This is a genomic window from Mesorhizobium sp. M0029 (genome assembly GCF_040323735.1).
Taxonomy (GTDB): Bacteria; Pseudomonadota; Alphaproteobacteria; order Rhizobiales; family Rhizobiaceae; genus Mesorhizobium.
The window spans coordinates 193,280-209,677 of record NZ_JAMYVF010000007.1 but is presented as its reverse complement, the minus strand read 5'-3'; the positions used below and the strand labels follow the sequence as shown (position 1 = coordinate 209,677).

Below are 16,398 nucleotides of genomic sequence, written 5' to 3'. Positions count from 1 at the left end.
TTTGTGACAAGCCTTGAGCGGCGCAAAGGGGCCACCGCATCGCATCGACGATGTCGCCCTCTCGCAAAGCGGTCTAGGACGCGAAGATGATAGTTGCGTGACAGAGCGGGCCTCTTCCTTCTCCCTTGTGGGAGAAGGGAGAGACGCACTTTCAATCGCTGTCGCGCGCGATCAGCTCCAGCGGCCAGACTTCGCGGATGATGCGCGGACCTTCCGGGCCGGCAAAGGCCGGAAGCGAGGCCAGCAGCATTTCGGCCAGCCTCCGGCCCATCGGCTCCAGCGACGGACGGAAGGCGGTCAGCGCCGGCGAGAAATAACGGCAGAGCGGCGTGTCGACGATGACGATCACCGCGATGTCGTGGCCGGGCCTGATGCCCATTTCGGCCAGTGCCTTGCAGCCGCCGAGCGCCATTGCGTCATTGTTGAAGATGATGGCTGTGGGCCGGTCCTTGGAGAGCATCACGCGCGGCGTCACCTGGTAGCCTCCGGCCTCGTTGATGAAGCCGTCGGCGATCAGGCCGGGGTCGACTTCGATGCCATGCCGCCCCAGCGCGTTGCGGTAGCCGTCGAGGAACAGGTAGCCGAAGTTGAGATCAAGCGAAGGGCGGATGGCGGCAATGCGGCGGTGGCCGCGCGCGACCAGCCGGTCGACGGCTTCATCACCCGCCCTCTCGAAATCTATATCGAGCGAAGGATAGGTGTCGTCGCCGGATTGACTTCGGCCAAGCGTGGCGAAGGGAAAGCCGGCCTTGCTGAGATAGTCGATCCGATCGTCTTCCCGCCGTGTGTTGGCCAACACGACCGCGTCGGCCCGGCGCGTCTCAACCACGCGGCGCAGCCTCTCCTGCTGATATTGGCCGGGCTCGCCCATGACGACCATCAGATCCAGGTCATCCTCGGCCAGCCGGCCCTGCAGACCGATCAGGAACGGGATGAAGAAGGGTTCGCCATATTGCTGGTCGCCCGGATGCGGCTGCAGCATGAAGGCGATCGAATGGGTGGTGCCTTGCCGCAGGCTGCGGCCGGACTGGTTGGGCGAATAGTTCAATTGCTTGGCGGCGGCGAGCACGCGCTGGCGGGTGTCGGCATTGACGTCGGCGCGGCCGTTCAGCGCCCGCGACACGGTGCCGATCGAAATGTTCAGGTGACGCGCAAGGTCATGGATGCTGGACGCCAAGGACAGTTCTCCCCCTGTCTTGGCTAGCACCGGCTGCCGCCCAGGCCAAGGCTTCGGGATGATATTCGCTGGCAGCCGATTGACATTCTACGCCATCGGGTGTGTTCTCGTAAACGTTTACGGAGAAACGTTTACGGTGATGCCGGAAATGCCGTGACATTCGGTCTGGAGGGACCGGACGGGAGGAATGCCGGATGATGAATGCCGTCCTCGTCGGCTGTGGTGCGATGAGCAAGGCCTGGCTCGATGCCGCGAGGCAGATCGACGGGCTGGCCATTGTCGGCTTGGTCGATCTCGACGCCGAACGGGCGAAGGCGAGGGCGCGCGAATACGGGCTTGACGGCGCCGTCATCGGCACCAGCTTGGATGCGGTGCTCGACCAGACCAAACCGCAAGCGGTGTTCGATGTCGTGGTTCCCGCCGCCCGGCGCGACGTCGCCTTTGCCGCCTTTGCCCATAATTGCCATCTGCTGACGGAAAAGCCGCTCGCCGATACTCCGGAAAATGCCCGCGCCATCGTCGATGCGGCACGTAACGCGGGGCGTATCCATGCGGTCGTGCAGAACCGCCGCTACGTCGCCAACGTCCGGCGCATCAGGCGCTTTCTCGACTCCGGCGCCATCGGCAAGCCAACCAGCATCCATGCCGATTTCTTCGTCGCGCCGCATTTCGGCGGCTTCCGCGAGGAGATGGCGCATGTGCTCTTGCTCGACATGGCGATCCATACTTTCGACGCCGCCCGCTACATGGTCGGCGGCGATCCCGCCGGCGTCTTTTGCCAGGAATGGGAGCCGGCCAATTCCTGGTACCGGCAGGGATCGTCGGCCAGCGCTATCTTCGATCTCGGCGGCGGCAAGGTGTTCACCTATGCAGGCTCTTGGTGCGCGGCGGGCTTCCGCACCAGCTGGGAGAGCACGTGGCGCATCGTCGCCGAGCACGGCAGCCTGGTCTGGGACGGCGAGGACGGGCTGAAGGCCGAAGTTGTGTTGTCGGTCCGCGACGGCCTGTTCGACCTGACCCAACCCATCACAGTGCCGCCGCTCGATCCCGCCGACCGCATCGGCGGTCATCTCGGCATCATCAAGGATTTCATCCACGCCATCGAGACCGGCAGCGAGCCGGAAACCCGTGGCAGCGACAACATCAAAAGCCTGGCCATGGTTTTCGGCGCCATCGAAAGCGCCGAGACGGGGCGGCGCGTCGCAATCACACAGGAAGCATCATGATGCCGAACCCGCTTCTCGACATCCGGATCGGCACCATGGTGCGGGCCAATCTCGAAGACCCCGCCGCCTACATCAAAGAGATTCTGCCTCTCGGCTTCGAGAGCATCCAGCCCTTCTTCTGGCAGACGCTGGGCGGCAAGGATTTGCCGCGGCTCGCCGGTGAGATTCGCGAGGCGATCGGCGATGCCGATGTCGCCGTGTCGTCGATCGGCGTGTTCGGCAATCCGCTGGAGGACGGCGAGCTCGATCGCGGCGTGCTCGCGGCCTGGGAAACCGTCATCGACAATGCGCATCTGTTCGGCGCCTCGACGGTCAGCGGCTTCACCGGCCGCCTGCGTGGCAAGAAGCTGACAGACAGCCTGCCGCGCTTCCGTGAGGTTTGGGGTCCGCTGGCCAGGCGCGCCGCAGACAAGGGCGTGCGCATCGCCTTCGAGAATTGCGCGATGGATGGCAACTGGGCGGCCGGCGACTGGAACATCGCCCACAATCCCGATGCCTGGGAGTTGATGTTCAACGAATTGCCCGACGACAATCTCGGCCTCGAATGGGAGCCCTGCCATCAGCTGGTCTATCTCATCGACCCGATGCCGCAGATCCGCAAATGGGCGCCGCGCATCTTCCATGTCCACGGCAAGGACGCGACGGTGCGCTGGGATGTGATCCGCGAGCACGGCGTGTTCGGCAAGCTGCCCTTCGTGCAGATGCGCACGCCCGGGTTTGGCGACAGCGACTGGACGCGGGTGATCAGCGAATTGCGGCTGGCCGGTTACAAGGGCGCCATCGACATCGAGGGCTGGCACGACCCGGTCTATCGCGGTGACCTCGAAATCACAGGCCAGGTGCGCGGGCTGGAATACCTCAAGCAATGCCGGGGAGGAGCGACCTACCTGCCGAACCCGGCGTGACCGAGGGCCGGTGGGAGGAGCCGGCCTGACAGATTGCCAAGCACTGCCGACAAGCACTGCCGACAGGCGAACGACGAAACCCCTCGGCTCACCGAGGACAAAAGGGAGGAACGTGCATGAGCATCGCAATGAGAACGACACTTCTGCGCTCGACCGTCGTGGCCGCCGCCACGGCGCTGTGCGCTGCCATCTCCACTCTGCCGGCGCAGGCGCTCGACGCCCAGTGGTGCAAGGATGTCCACATCCGCTTTTTCGTCGGCGGCGCCGAGGGCGACGCTTTCGGCACCATCGTCTACAATGGCGCCAAGCAGGCGGCGTCCGATCTCGGACCCAAGGTCGACTACATCTTCTCGCAGTGGGACGTCGAGAAGATGGTTCAGCAATTGCGCGAGGCCGTCGCCGTGAAGCCCAACGGCATTGCCATGATGGGCCATCCCGGCGACGCCGCGATCATGCCGCTGGCCGAACAGGCGCACAAGGACGGCATCAAGATGATGTACCAGAACGTGCCGGTGCCGACGGTGGTGGCTGCGTTCGGCGGCGGCTATGTCGGCGCCCAGCAGGAGCAGCAGGGCCGCGCGCTCGGCACTGAGGCGTTCAAGCTAGGGAAGCTCAAGTCCGGCGACAAGGCAATCATGATCGGTCCGTTCGAGAACGAGGCCCGCGGCGCGCGCGAGCGCGGCACGGTGGCAGCACTCAAGGAAGCCGGCGTCGAGGTCATCCAGCTGTCGTCGCCGCCGAGCGGCGAATGGGCGTCCGACCCCAATTTGGCGATCCCGGTGATCACCGCGGCCCTGCTCAACAATCCCGATGTTAAGGCGGTCGGCTATCCCGGCGGCCAGATGCTGGGCAACGTCGCCACCTACATGCAGGCGGCGGGGCGCAAGCCGGGCGACATCTTCAATTTCGGCTTCGACACCAGCCCGCAGATCGTCGAGGCGTTCAAGGGCGGCTGGGTGCAACTGACGGCCGATCAGCAGCCTTTCCTGCAAGGTTATCTGCCGATCCTCAGCCTTTGCCAGCAGGTGGTGCTGGGCCTGGCGCCGATGAATGTCGACACTGGCGCCGGCTTCGTCACGCCGCAGAATTACGAGATCGTCGCCGAGCTCGCCAAGCAGGCGCTGCGCTGACCTCCCAAACTGCCGGCTGGGCGCAAGCCCGGCCGGCAGGACCGCCGGCACCAGGCCGGATGATACCACAGGAGCGAGGATCGCCATGGCCGAACGCATCATCGAACTGCGCGACATCAGCAAATCCTATGGCCAGGTCTATGCGCTGGGCGGGGTCAATCTCTCGGTCGACCGCGGCGAGGTGGTTGGCCTGATCGGCGACAATGGCGCCGGCAAATCGACGCTGATCAAGATCCTGTCCGGCGTCGTCAAGCCGACCAGCGGCGAGATCCTGGTGCGCGGCAAGCCGGTGACCGGCTGGAGTGCGGCACGCTCGCGCGACGCCGGCATCGAGACGGTCTTCCAGGATCGGGCGCTGGCCGTGCAGCAGACCATTGTGCGCAACATCTTCATGGGCCGCGAACTCACCGGCTTCATGGGCTTTCTGAAGGTCAATAAAGAGATAGAGGAGGCGAGCCGGCTGATGCGCGAGATCGGCTTCACCTCGAAGGTGTTCACGCCGCACTCGATCGTCGGCCAGCTCTCGGGCGGCGAGCGCCAGGGCGTGGCGATCGCGCGCGCCATCTACAAGCAGGCCGAGCTGATCATCCTCGACGAGCCGACGACGGCGCTGTCGCTGACCGAGACCGCCAAGGTCTTCCATTTCGTGCGCCAGGTGCGGGCGAGCGGCCGTTCGATCCTGTTCATCGGCCACAACATCCACCATGTCTTCGACATCGCCGACCGCTTCGTGGTGATTGACCGCGGCAAGGTGGCGCTGACCGCCGATCGCACCGAGGTCAAGTCGGCCGAAGAGCTGATCAATTTCATGGAAGACGTTGCGCATCCCGGAGGATTGCCGGGGCTGCACGAGGCCGGCGACGCGGAGAGGGCAGCACGATGAGCAAGACCATGGAACACGATCTGCAGAGCCCGCTCGGCGGCAAGGCAGCCCGGCCTGAGTGGAAGCACCCGTCCGACCATTGGCTGCGCGGTTTCGTCATCGACAACCGCGCAGCGCTCGGCACGCTCGCCGTGTTCATCATCATGATGGCGGCGTTCCTGATCGCCAACCCGACCGTGTTCACCACCTGGTATCTCTACAGATCCGTGCTGACCACGCTGCCGGTTGCCCTGTTCGTGGTGGTGCCGCTGGTCTTCGTCGTCACCTGCGGCGAGATCGACCTGTCGTTTCCCGCAACCATGGGCTTTGCCTCCTGGGTGTTCGCGCTGGTGGTGCAGGCCGGCTACGATCCGTTTCTCGGCATCGCAGCGGCGATTCTCACCGGCACGCTGCTCGGCTTTCTCGTCGGATCCCTGGTCGTTTATGGCGGGCTGTCGTCGCTGATCGCCACCCTCGGCATGAATTTCCTGCTGCGGGGACTGATCCAGATCATCAACGAGGGCAGATCGACGGCATTGACCGGTCTCAGCGACAGCTGGGCGTACACCATCTTCTCCGGTCAGGTGTGGGGTTTTCCGGTACAGGTCTTCTGGGCACTCGCCTTCGTCATTTTGTCGGCAATGCTCTACAACCGGCACCGCTTCGGCGCGCAGGTGAGGGTCGTCGGCGACAACCCCGACAGCGCCCAGCAAATGGGCATCGACGTCAAGCGTGTGCGGGTGAAAGTGTTCATCTTCACCGGCATCGGGGCCGCGATCGCCGGCACGTTTTCGGTGATGATCAACTTCACCTGGTGGCCGACGGCGGGCGACGGCTATCTCTTGCCGGTGCTGGCTTCGGTGTTCGTCGGCGGCACGCCGACCTGGGGCGGCATCGGTACGGTTGCCGGTGGAGCGATCGGCGCGGTCACCGTGTCGTTCATCCAGACCGGCGTCGTGGCGGCGGGCCTGAGCGGCTTCTACGTCCAGTTCTTCAACGGGCTGATCATCATCCTGTCGCTGCTGGGGCACAAGTGGAACCAGGCGCGGTACAGGTGAGGGGCGGGCTAAATTGACGGGGACGCTCATATTGCGGACCGCATGCCCCGACGACTGGGCAGACGCCCGTCGCTTCGTCATTCTAGGGCGGAGCAGGAGCGAAGCTCCGTCGTGTAGACCCTGGATCCATTCCGCGACCTTGGAGTGCAGCTGCGCAGGATTCCGCACCGTGGCAACGCGTTGAAGACGCGGGATGGATCCCTTGGGCTGCGGAGCAGCTCCAGGGGTCTACGCTGCGTCGCTACGCTCCTTGCTCCGCCCGTGGATGACGAGGCCGGGAGGGCTCCGCCAGACTACAACAATGTGGTCGCTTGTAGGACAACAGGACAAGCGGGCGCTCACACCGCCGCGACGAACCCGTCGAGCACGCGTTTCTGGCCGGCCTTGTCGAAGTCGATGGTCAGCTTGTTGCCTTCGATGTTGGAAATGTTGCCGTTGCCGAATTTCTGGTGGAAGACGCGGTCGCCGACACTAAAGGCTGACGGCGTGTCGGCGACGGATTTGGCGACCAGTTCGCCGTCGATGGTGCGGCCTTTGACCGAGGTGCGGCCGGCGCCGTAGCCGCTGTCGGTCTCGCCATAGCCGATGCGCTCGACCTGATGGCCGGAGCGCGAGCCCCAGTTGCGGTCGGTGGCCTCGGTGCGGTTGGCCTGCGCGCGCTGCCAGCCCGGCGTCGCATAGGTGTTGGAAAAGGCGCCGGATTTTTCCGCACCGACATTGTCGAAGCGCGAGGCGCCGTAAGGGTTCTGCCGTCCTGCGCCCTGGCCGCCACGGCCCGACGCGAAAGAACCGCCGCCATAGGAATTGCCGTAGCCGCCATAGGAGTTGCCGCTTTCGGCGACCTCGACATGGGCTTCCGGCAGTTCGTCCAGAAAGCGCGACGGGATGGTCGATTGCCACAGGCCGTGGATGCGGCGGTTGGAGACGAACCACAGATGCAGGTTCTTCTTGGCCCGGGTCAGGCCGACATAGGCGAGACGGCGCTCTTCCTCCAGGCCGGAGCGGCCGCCTTCGTCCAGCGCGCGCTGGTGCGGAAACAGGCCTTCCTCCCAGCCGGGGAGGAACACGGTCTCGAATTCGAGGCCCTTGGCCGAATGCAGCGTCATGATGTTGACGGCGTCAAGCTCGGCGTTCTGCTCGGCGTCCATGACCAGCGCGACATGCTCGAGGAAGGAGCGCAGCGATTCATATTCCTCCATCGAGCGGATCAGCTCTTTCAGGTTTTCCAGCCGGCCCGGCGCCTCGACCGAACGGTCGTTCTTCCACATGTCGGTGTAGCCGCTCTCCTCCAGAATGGTCTCGGCGAGCTCGGTGTGTGGCGTGGTTTCCAGCGCCTTCTGCCAGCGCTCGAAATTGGCCGCCACTTCGCGCAAGGCCGCGCGCGGCTTGGGCTTCAGCTCATCGCTTTCCGCGAGCTTGGCCGCGGCCTCCAGCATCGGGATGCGCAAGCTCCGCGCCGTGTCGTGGATCTGCCGGATGGTGGCTTCACCCAGGCCGCGCTTGGGGACATTGACGATGCGCTCGAAGGCGAGGTCGTCGGCGCCCTGCGCGACGACGCGGAAGAAGGCCAGCGCATCGCGGATTTCCATGCGCTCATAAAAACGCGGGCCGCCGATGACGCGGTAATTGAGGCCGAGCGTGACGAAGCGGTCTTCGAATTCGCGCATCTGGAAGGAGGCGCGGACCAGGATGGCCATGTCGTTGAGATTGTGCTTGGCACGCTGGTAGGTCTCGATGGTTTCGCCGACGGCGCGCGCTTCCTCCTCGGAATCCCAAGCGGCGTGGACATGCACCTTCTCGTCGTCCTCGGCGACCTTCTCGGTGAACAGCGTCTTGCCGAAGCGACCCTCATTGTGGGCGATGAGGTGCGAGGCGGTGCCGAGGATGTGCGCCGTCGAGCGGTAGTTGCGTTCCAGCCGGATGATGGTGGCGCCCGGGAAATCCTTGTCGAAGCGCAGGATGTTGTCGACCTCGGCGCCACGCCAGCCATAGATCGATTGGTCGTCGTCGCCGACGCAGCAGATGTTGACTTTGTTTTCGCTCACGGGCCGTTCCGCGCCTGCCGGCGCAGGCCCTCCGCCCCCTCTTTTTTGCGCGCCTTCGGCGTCGCGGGAGTCGCCTCGCAACGGCTCGGATGCCCGGTCGGGCTTGCGGCCTTCGGCCGATCGCGCTTTACCCTCCCCTGGATGGGGAGGGTCGCCGCGAAGCGGCGGGGAGGGGTGACTGGCGCCGGCGCGGGGGCGCCCCCCCCCCCCCCCCGGGGCGGGGGGGCGGCGCCCCCCCCCCCCGGGGGGGGGGGGGGGGGGGGGGGGGGGCCGCCCGCCCCCGCCCCCCCCGGGGGGGGGGGGTCCGGGGGCCGGGCGCCCCCCCCCCCCCCAGCCCCCCCCGGGGCCGCGACCTCCCCCATCGAGGGGGAGGTAGGTCTTTGCGCCAGCAGCCGCAGCCACATGTATTGCGCGGTGTTGGTGTCCTGGTACTCGTCGACGAGGATGTATTTGAAGCGCTTGTGGTAGTCCTTCAGCACGTCCGGATTGGCGCGGAAGATGCGGATAGGGTGGCAGAGCAGATCGCCGAAGTCGCAGGCGTTCAGCGTCTTCAGCCGCTCCTGATAGGCCTTGTAGAGTTCCCGGCCCTTGCCGTTGGCGAAGCTGCGGGCATCGCCCTCGGCAATGTCGGCGGGGCCTTGGCCCTTGTTCTTCCAGCCGTCGACCATCTGCGCGAACTGCTTGGCCGGCCAGCGCTTGTCGTCGAGGCCTTCGGCCTGGATCAGCTGCTTGATCAGCCGTACGACGTCGTCGGTGTCGAGGATGGTGAAATCGGATTTGAGCCCGGCCAGCTCGGCGTGCCGCCGCAAGAGCTTGACGCCGATGGAGTGGAAGGTGCCGAGCCACGGCATGCCCTCGACGGCTTCGCCGACGAGATGGCCGATGCGCTGCTTCATCTCGCGCGCGGCCTTGTTGGTGAAGGTCACCGCCAGGATCTGCGAGGGGAAAGCCCTGCCGGTGGCCAGGATATGGGCGATGCGGGTGGTCAGCACGCGGGTCTTGCCGGTGCCGGCGCCGGCCAGCACCAGGACCGGGCCTTCGGTGGTTTCCACCGCCAGCCGCTGCTCGGGGTTGAGGCCGTTGAGATAATCGGGCGCGCTGTTGGGGCCGCTGCGGGCCGCCATGGCGCGCGCGGCTATGCCCGACGGGGCCGCGGGCCGCGCATTGGGTTCGTCAAAAAAGGGCATGTCTTCCGCAAAGCCGGACATCTCCCCCGAATGTAGTGATTCGGGAGCGAAAGACCAGAAGTGTCTACGTTTTGTTCTGCTAAAGTGCCCGATACCGCGGCTCAGGCCTTTCGGTAACCGAGCGCGACGAACAATCGATGTCCGAACGAGCGCGCTTCCTCTGTCATCACCATGCCAAAGGCCGTCAGCATCTGGTCGTAATAGCGGCTGCCCGCGGGTGACGCCAGGAATGTCGAGTACAGTCTGAGATCGCCTAGCGAGAGATCCCGGTACGTATAAGCGCTACCCTGCATGGCATTCTGTTCGATGTTCTGGCGAATTTTCACGGATTGCTGACGCACCAGCGCCATGATCTGTTCGTCCGACAGAGGCTTTCCGGCTGCGCCCAGCATCCCCGTAACCATCGCGTAGCTCATGTTCAGCGCTATCGCCTCGCCGGTGTCGACAGCGCTGATATCGTCGATGATCTTGCGGTACAATTCGAGCCGGGCTGGATCCTTGGTCGGAAGCCCGGCGAGGATTTGCTTGCCCTCTGTCTTCTTGCTTTGCCTGCCTTCCGGGCCAGACGACTGAATTTCCAAAGCGGTGACGTGCTTGCCCAACGGGGAAGCGTAAAACGCTGCGAGGTCGGACAGATCGGTGGCCGACAGCCTGTCCGCCATCCGCGATTCGATGGCAGTCTCCATTTTGACTGCGTCGAAGGCGCCTTCCAGCGCGACCGACAAGGCGTCCTGGAAATTTGCCGGTAACGGTTCGGGTATGGATTTCGTCGCTGCGGCGATGCCGGGACCGATGCCCATCAGCATCTCGTGAAAGCCGTTTGCCTTGTTGATCTCGCTAAGCGTCTGTGCCGGCGCGGCCACTGTGCCGGCCGTGAGCGCGACGAAGCTACAGAGGACAAGGACTACGCGCGTCAGAGGCGAGGCGAATGACGTCACTCTGGTTGCTCCTGATGGTTGGTCCAAAGCAGACTGCTGGAAAACCCGGATGCCGGCAAGGCGGGGTTGCCACCTGGGCGTGTGGCCTCGAAAAACGCCCTGTTACGCAAGGGAGCCTGCGGCATGGCCTTTTGGTTTCGCCATGGATCGCTCCCCGGCGGCTTGACAGGCACGGCGGGCGGGAGAAGGTTGTACCGCCGGGGCAGGATTGGCATACCTTTGCCCATGGCCGCGTCGCGGAATGCGCATCAGTCGAAGGAGTATCGTCTTGGCTGTCGTCATCACCTCCCTCATCCTGTTCCTCATCGGCCTCGCACTTGGCGGCGGCGGCGTCTGGCTCGCGATGCTGGGCGGCAGCTGGTACTATGTCGTCACCGGTCTCGCCTTCCTGATCGCCGCATGGCTGCTCTTCCGGCGCAAATCGACGGCGCTCTGGCTCTACGCGGCGATCGTGCTCGGCACGCTGGCCTGGGCGGTGTGGGAAATCGGCTTCGACTGGTGGGAACTCGGACCGCGCGGCGGCATCATCGTGCTTCTGGCGCTGTGGCTGCTGACGCCTTGGGCAAGGCGGGGCCTGACCGGCCCCGACGCGCGAGCGCCGCTCATTCTGGCCGTGCTCGCTTCGCTCGCCGTCGCCGGTTATTCGATGACGGCCGATCCCAAGGACATCGCCGGCGACCTCAGCGCCGACAAGGTGACGCCGACTGCCGATCTCGGCGGCAACGTGCCTCCGGGCGAATGGCACTTCTACGGCCGCACGCAATTTGGCCAGCGCTATTCGCCGCTCGACCAGATCACGCCCGAAAATGTCGCCAAATTGCAGCCGGCCTGGACCTACCAGACCGGCGACGTGAAAGGGCCGGACGATGTCGGCGAAACCACCTATCAGGTGACGCCGCTGAAGGTGGGCGACGCGCTCTATATCTGCACGCCGCACAATTTCGCCATCGCCATCGATGCCGCCACCGGCAAGGAGAAATGGCGTTTCGATCCCAAGATCAAGCTCGACAAGGACCGCCAGCACCAGACCTGCCGCGGCGTGTCCTATTATGCCGATGCCAAGATCGCCGCCGGCCAGCCTTGCGCGACACGCGTCTATCTGCCGACCTCGGATGCGCGGCTGATCGCGCTCGACGCCGCCAACGGCCAGGTCTGCGCGTCCTTCGCAGAGGCCGGCACGCTCAATCTGTTGACCAACATGCCGTATCCGAAGTCGGGCTATTATTACTCGACCTCGGCGCCGCTGATTGCCGGCGGCAAGATCATCATCGGCGGCGCGGTCAACGACAATTATTCGACGCAAGAGCCGTCCGGCGTCATCCGGGCCTTCGACGTCGACACCGGCGCCCTGGTGTGGAACTGGGATTCCGGCAATCCGGACCAGACAACGCCGCTGGCTGCAGGCCAGACCTACACCCACAACTCGCCCAACATGTGGTCGACGGCAAGCGCCGACGAGAAGCTCGGCCTGCTCTATGTGCCGCTCGGCAACCAGACGCCGGACCAGCTCGGGATGGGCCGCAGCGCCAATGTCGAGAAGTTTTCCTCCTCGATCACCGCGCTCGATCTGGCCACCGGACAAGTGCGCTGGGTGCGGCAGACCGTGCATCACGACCTCTGGGACATGGATGTGCCGGCACAGCCGACCCTGGTCGACATCACCACCGCTGCCGGCGTCGTTCCGGGCCTGGTTGGACCGACCAAGCAGGGCGACCTCTACGTGCTCGACCGGCGCAGCGGCGAGCCGATCATCCCGATCAAGGAAGTGCCGGCGCCGGGCGGCGCTGTCGAGGGCGATCACACGTCGCCGACGCAGCCGGTCTCGGATCTCTCCTTCAATCCGAGGCCGCTGACCGGCGCCGACATGTGGGGCATCACCATGTTCGACCAGCTGGCCTGCCGGATCGAATTCCAGGGCCTGCGCTACGAGGGTCGCTATACCCCGCCGTCGGTGCAGGGCTCGCTGGTCTATCCCGGTAATTTCGGCACCTTCAACTGGGGCGGCGTCGCCGTCGATCCGGTACGGCAGGTGATGTTCGGCATGCCGACCTATCTGGCGTTCAAATCGCAGCTCATTCCGCGCGACCAGGTGCCGCCCCCGGATGAGGGGCGCGGCAGCGAACAGGGGCTGAACCGCAATGAGGGCGCGCCCTATGCGGTGGTGATGGGGCCGTTCCTGTCGCCGCTCGGCGTGCCCTGCCAGGCGCCGCCATGGGGCTATGTGGCGGGAGCGGACCTCAGAACCGGCAAGATCGCCTACAAGCACCGCAACGGCACCGTCTATGACATGACGCCGTTGCCCTTGCCGCTGAAGGTCGGTGTTCCCGGCATTGGCGGGCCGATGATCACCGCCGGCGGTGTCGTCTTCCTGGGCGCGGCGGTCGACGACTATCTGCGCGCCTATGACCTGACATCGGGCAAGCAGCTCTGGCAGGCCAGGCTGCCGGCTGGTGGGCAGTCGACGCCGATGACCTACACTGTCGCCGACGGTCGCCAGTTCGTGGTCATCGTCGCCGGCGGCCACGGCTCGGTCGGCACCAAGCCGGGCGACTATGTGATGGCCTATACGCTGCCGAAGTAGCAGCGATGCGACTTAGGTAGGTGATCGGCCCGGCAGATATTCTGGCAATGTCGCGCCGCCCCTCATCTGCCTGCCGGCATCTATACGGGGAGAAGGGGCCCGGCAGGGCGATGAGGGGCAGCACCAGCCTTGGTCAGCTTGCGTAAGAGATGGCCTTTGAGGCTGGGCATGGAGCCCAGTACTTCATTGGTTAGCTGCGGCCCTGTTTCGGCCTGCTGGATCAGCGTGGTGCCGGCCGACGCCGGTCGACGCGGACCTTCACCATCCGAGCGGCGGCTGCGGCAGCAGCGGAGCGCATTGCCAGCAAGGCAGCAACAGCAAGCACGAGCGCGCTTGCAAGGATCGGAGTAGACAAGGTCATGGCGTTGTTCCTTCTCGTCGGGCTCGCCGCTACGAGCGAGACCATCATCAGCTTCCTTCCATATTGTGGCGGCACCATCGACATTCTCTGAAATGACCAAAATGTGATGGGCGCGTTCCGCGGGGCCGCCGCATCGTTCGATGGCGCAAGCGTCACCCATCCGAGACTGGACCGTGCGAGCTTGCACCCTATCTTGATCCGCGAGTCATCCCGGAGTGACCGCGAGGTCATCCCGGAGTGACCATGAGGTCATCCCGGAGTGACCGTGAGATCATCTCCTAACGAGGAGCACGCCATGACGAAACCTACCGCCGAAGCCGTCAAACCTGCCAAACCTGCCATCACCCAGGCGATGATCGATGCCTATGACGAATACACGCATCTGACGCTCGACCGCCGCCGCTTCATGGAACAGCTGACCAGGCTTGCCGGATCGGGCGCGGCGGCGGCCGCGATCGCGCCGCTGCTTGCGGCGAATTCGGCGCAGGCGGCAATCGTCGCCGACAACGATCCGCGCGTGAAGGCTGAAGATATCACCTATTCCGGCAGCAGCGGTGAGATGAAGGGCTATCTTGTCAGGCCGGCGGACCAGTCCGGCAAGCTCGGCACCGTCATCGTGGTGCATGAGAACAGGGGGCTCAACCCGCATATCAAGGATGTGGCGCGGCGCGTTGCGCTGGAGGGGTTCGTGGCGCTGGCCCCGGATTTCCTGTCGCCGCTCGGCGGCACGCCCGCCGACGAGGACAAGGCGCGCGACATGTTCACCAAGCTCGACGCCAGCCATGTCACCGCCGATGGTGTGGCGACCATCGCCTATCTCAAGGGCGAGAAGGACGGCAACGGCAAGGTCGGTGCTGTCGGCTTCTGCTGGGGCGGCGGCACGGTCAACAATCTGGCGGTCAACGCGCCCGATCTCGCCGCCGGCGTCGCCTATTACGGCATGCAGCCGAAGGCCGAGGATGTGGCGAAGATCAAGGCGGCGCTGTTGCTGCACTATGCCGGGCTGGACGAGCGCATCGACGCCGGCATCGATGCCTACAAGAAGGCGCTCGACGCCGCCCATGTCGAATACACCGTCTATGTCTATGACGGCGTCAACCATGCCTTCAACAACGACACCTCGGCCGCGCGCTATGACAAGAAGGCAGCCGATCTCGCCTGGGGACGGACGATCGCTTTCCTCAAGGAGAAGCTGGCGTAAGCTTCAGGCCGCCGACGACGCCCATACGCTTTCATAGGCCGGCGACAGCGTAAAACCGGCCGGCAGCACCGAGACCGGGGGCGGGCGCCGCACGCCCTCCTGCAGATAGCGCAACGCCGACACCAGTCCGTTCATCGTGTAGGGCTTGGCGATGACGCCGATCGCGCCGGCGAAATGGTCGGGGATGCGTTTTGGATTGGCGGTCATGAACACCACCATGGAACGGTTACCCTCGCGGATATGCTCGGCAACCTCGACCCCGGTTGGTCCGTCGGCGAGGTGGATATCGACAAAGGCAATATCGGCATCGGCGGTATCAATCATACCTCTTGCTTCGGCCAACGATGTCGCCCAACCCACAACGCTGTGGCCGGCTTCCTCGACGAGGCTTTCCAGTTCCATCGCCAGCAACGCCTCATCCTCGACGATCAGGACCTTGAGCGGTTCGTTCATGACAGCTTCCCTTTCTGCTGCGGTTGGTTCGGCATCGAGATGACGACCTTTGTGCCCGGGCCGGCGTCGCGCCATTCGATGTCGGCATGCAACTGACGGGCAAGCGACTTGATCAGCCGCATGCCGAAAGAAAGCATCGCCACTGGCCTCGGCCATGCCGACGCCGTCATCGGAAACCTCGATGTTGAAGTGGCCGTCGGGCTGGCTCATCTTGATGCCGATGCGCCCCGCGGTGGTGCCGTCCGGCTTTTCCTTGAAGGCATGCTTCAGCGCGTTGGTGACAAGCTCATTGACCATCAAGGCAACAGGCGTGGCTTTTTCGGCCGGAATGACGATGGGTTCGAGGTCCAGCGTCGGCTTGATCTCGGCGCGCCCCGATGCGGTCAGCAGGTCGGTGACCAGATCCCTGGCGAAATCCGAGACATCGAAGCGGCTGACATCCTTTGACTGGTAGAGACGGCGATGCACAGTGCTCAGCGCCTCGATGCGCTCCAGCATGGTGGTCAGGGATCGCTTCGTCGCTTCATCCTTGATTGCCCGGCTTTGCATGATGATCAGCGAGGAGATCATCTGCAGGTTGTTTTTCACCCGATGGTCGACCTCGTGCAGCAGCGTGGTCTGCGCCTCAAGGGCGGCCTCAAGCTCGCGCGTGCGTTCCTTGACAGCCTTTTCAAAGCGGTTCTTGTCGGCGGTGATGCGATCCTCGGAGCGCTTGCGATCGGAGACATCGAGCTGTGAGGCAAAGAAGAACAGGAGTTCGCCTTTGTCGTTGGAAACCGGGCTGATGTAGAGCGCATTCCAGAATGTCGAGCCGTCCTTGCGGTAATTCAACAGATCGATGGCGATATCGGTTCCCGCTGCTATCGCGTCGCGGACGCTAGCCACAGCTGCCTTGTCTGTCTCTGGCCCCTGCAGGAAGCGGCAGTTCTTGCCCATGACCTCGTCGCGCTCATAGCCGGTCAGGCGCAGGAACGCGTCATTGGCAAAGACGATTGGATTGTCCGCCTGACGGGGATCGGTGATGACCATCGACATGCGGGTGGCGCGGATGGCAGCCGCGAACGGATCGCCCTTGCCGTGCTCGGCATGCAGATTGTCCGTCATGTGCCATGCGTCGGCCGGTTCCCTGGTCCTTTTCCAGTCCATGCTTTCACTCCAAGCCGTTTTTCAGGGGTCACAACGGCTTAGACGTGGAATTGGTTCAATCTTGATCTTCTTGTCGCGGGCAGCCATTTGCGGAACCGAATCGCCGGTTCCACAACGGATTGAAATAA

The 16,398-nt window shown here is 64.5% G+C and carries 11 protein-coding genes and 2 pseudogenes; 7 read left to right on the top strand and 6 right to left on the bottom strand.

Annotated elements, in window-relative coordinates; all coding sequences use genetic code 11:
- Positions 1 to 151 precede the first annotated feature (151 nt).
- Positions 152 to 1,177 (bottom strand): LacI family DNA-binding transcriptional regulator, encoded by a 1,026-nt coding sequence (locus tag NKJ76_RS14770; protein ID WP_352537739.1) that lies wholly within the window; start codon positions 1,175 to 1,177, stop codon positions 152 to 154.
- Positions 1,178 to 1,371: 194 nt separating this feature from the next.
- Here NKJ76_RS14770 and NKJ76_RS14765 point away from each other — a divergent pair, with 194 nt between their 5' ends.
- The 5 genes from NKJ76_RS14765 (at position 1,372) to NKJ76_RS14745 (ending at position 6,358) form a co-directional block, all read left to right on the top strand.
- Entirely contained in the window at positions 1,372 to 2,403 is a 1,032-nt protein-coding gene (locus NKJ76_RS14765) for a Gfo/Idh/MocA family protein (protein ID WP_352537738.1), read from the top strand.
- Positions 2,400 to 3,308 carry a sugar phosphate isomerase/epimerase family protein gene (locus NKJ76_RS14760; protein ID WP_023753109.1) on the top strand — a complete coding sequence of 303 codons (909 nt, stop codon included), beginning with the start codon at positions 2,400 to 2,402 and terminating at the stop codon, positions 3,306 to 3,308. Before NKJ76_RS14765 ends, NKJ76_RS14760 begins: the two co-directional genes overlap by 4 nt.
- A gap of 116 nt (positions 3,309 to 3,424) precedes the next feature.
- Positions 3,425 to 4,438 (top strand): substrate-binding domain-containing protein, encoded by a 1,014-nt coding sequence (locus NKJ76_RS14755; RefSeq protein ID WP_023668307.1) that lies wholly within the window; start codon positions 3,425 to 3,427, stop codon positions 4,436 to 4,438.
- Between the two features lie 85 nt (positions 4,439 to 4,523).
- Positions 4,524 to 5,321, top strand: coding sequence for an ATP-binding cassette domain-containing protein (locus NKJ76_RS14750; RefSeq protein WP_023668308.1), 798 nt, complete (start codon positions 4,524 to 4,526; stop codon positions 5,319 to 5,321).
- Positions 5,318 to 6,358, top strand: coding sequence for an ABC transporter permease (locus NKJ76_RS14745; RefSeq protein WP_352537737.1), 1,041 nt, complete (start codon positions 5,318 to 5,320; stop codon positions 6,356 to 6,358). The genes NKJ76_RS14750 and NKJ76_RS14745 overlap by 4 nt, the downstream gene beginning before the upstream one ends.
- Positions 6,359 to 6,696: 338 nt before the next feature.
- On the opposite strand, the pseudogene NKJ76_RS14740 reads toward NKJ76_RS14745, so the two are convergent.
- The 3 genes and pseudogenes from NKJ76_RS14740 to NKJ76_RS14730 form a co-directional block, all read right to left on the bottom strand.
- A pseudogene (locus NKJ76_RS14740) lies at positions 6,697 to 8,537 on the bottom strand (ATP-dependent helicase); the annotation flags it as partial.
- Positions 8,538 to 8,681: 144 nt separating this feature from the next.
- Positions 8,682 to 9,611 (bottom strand): annotated as a pseudogene (locus tag NKJ76_RS14735) (ATP-dependent helicase); the annotation flags it as partial.
- 80 nt (positions 9,612 to 9,691) lie between these two features.
- Positions 9,692 to 10,528, bottom strand: a complete 837-nt coding sequence (locus NKJ76_RS14730) for a DUF2059 domain-containing protein (RefSeq protein ID WP_352537736.1) — start codon at positions 10,526 to 10,528, stop codon at positions 9,692 to 9,694.
- A 241-nt stretch (positions 10,529 to 10,769) separates the two neighbouring features.
- On the opposite strand from NKJ76_RS14730, the gene NKJ76_RS14725 reads away from it, so the two are divergent.
- Positions 10,770 to 13,109 (top strand): glucose/quinate/shikimate family membrane-bound PQQ-dependent dehydrogenase, encoded by a 2,340-nt coding sequence (locus NKJ76_RS14725; protein ID WP_502902305.1) that lies wholly within the window; start codon positions 10,770 to 10,772, stop codon positions 13,107 to 13,109.
- Between the two features lie 220 nt (positions 13,110 to 13,329).
- Here the strand turns inward: NKJ76_RS14725 and NKJ76_RS14720 are convergent, their stop codons facing one another.
- Positions 13,330 to 13,470: a hypothetical protein gene (locus NKJ76_RS14720; RefSeq protein WP_023713551.1), complete on the bottom strand. Its 141-nt coding sequence runs from the start codon at positions 13,468 to 13,470 to the stop codon at positions 13,330 to 13,332.
- Positions 13,471 to 13,765: 295 nt separating this feature from the next.
- Between NKJ76_RS14720 and NKJ76_RS14715 the strand changes: the two genes are divergently transcribed.
- The gene (locus NKJ76_RS14715; RefSeq protein WP_023735955.1) at positions 13,766 to 14,671 is read left to right on the top strand and encodes a dienelactone hydrolase family protein; all 906 of its coding nucleotides are present in this window, start codon (positions 13,766 to 13,768) and stop codon (positions 14,669 to 14,671) included.
- 3 nt (positions 14,672 to 14,674) lie between these two features.
- Here NKJ76_RS14715 and NKJ76_RS14710 read toward each other — a convergent pair whose 3' ends face one another.
- Positions 14,675 to 16,270 (bottom strand): histidine kinase dimerization/phosphoacceptor domain -containing protein, encoded by a 1,596-nt coding sequence (locus tag NKJ76_RS14710; RefSeq protein ID WP_352537734.1) that lies wholly within the window; start codon positions 16,268 to 16,270, stop codon positions 14,675 to 14,677.
- Positions 16,271 to 16,398: the final 128 nt, after the last annotated feature.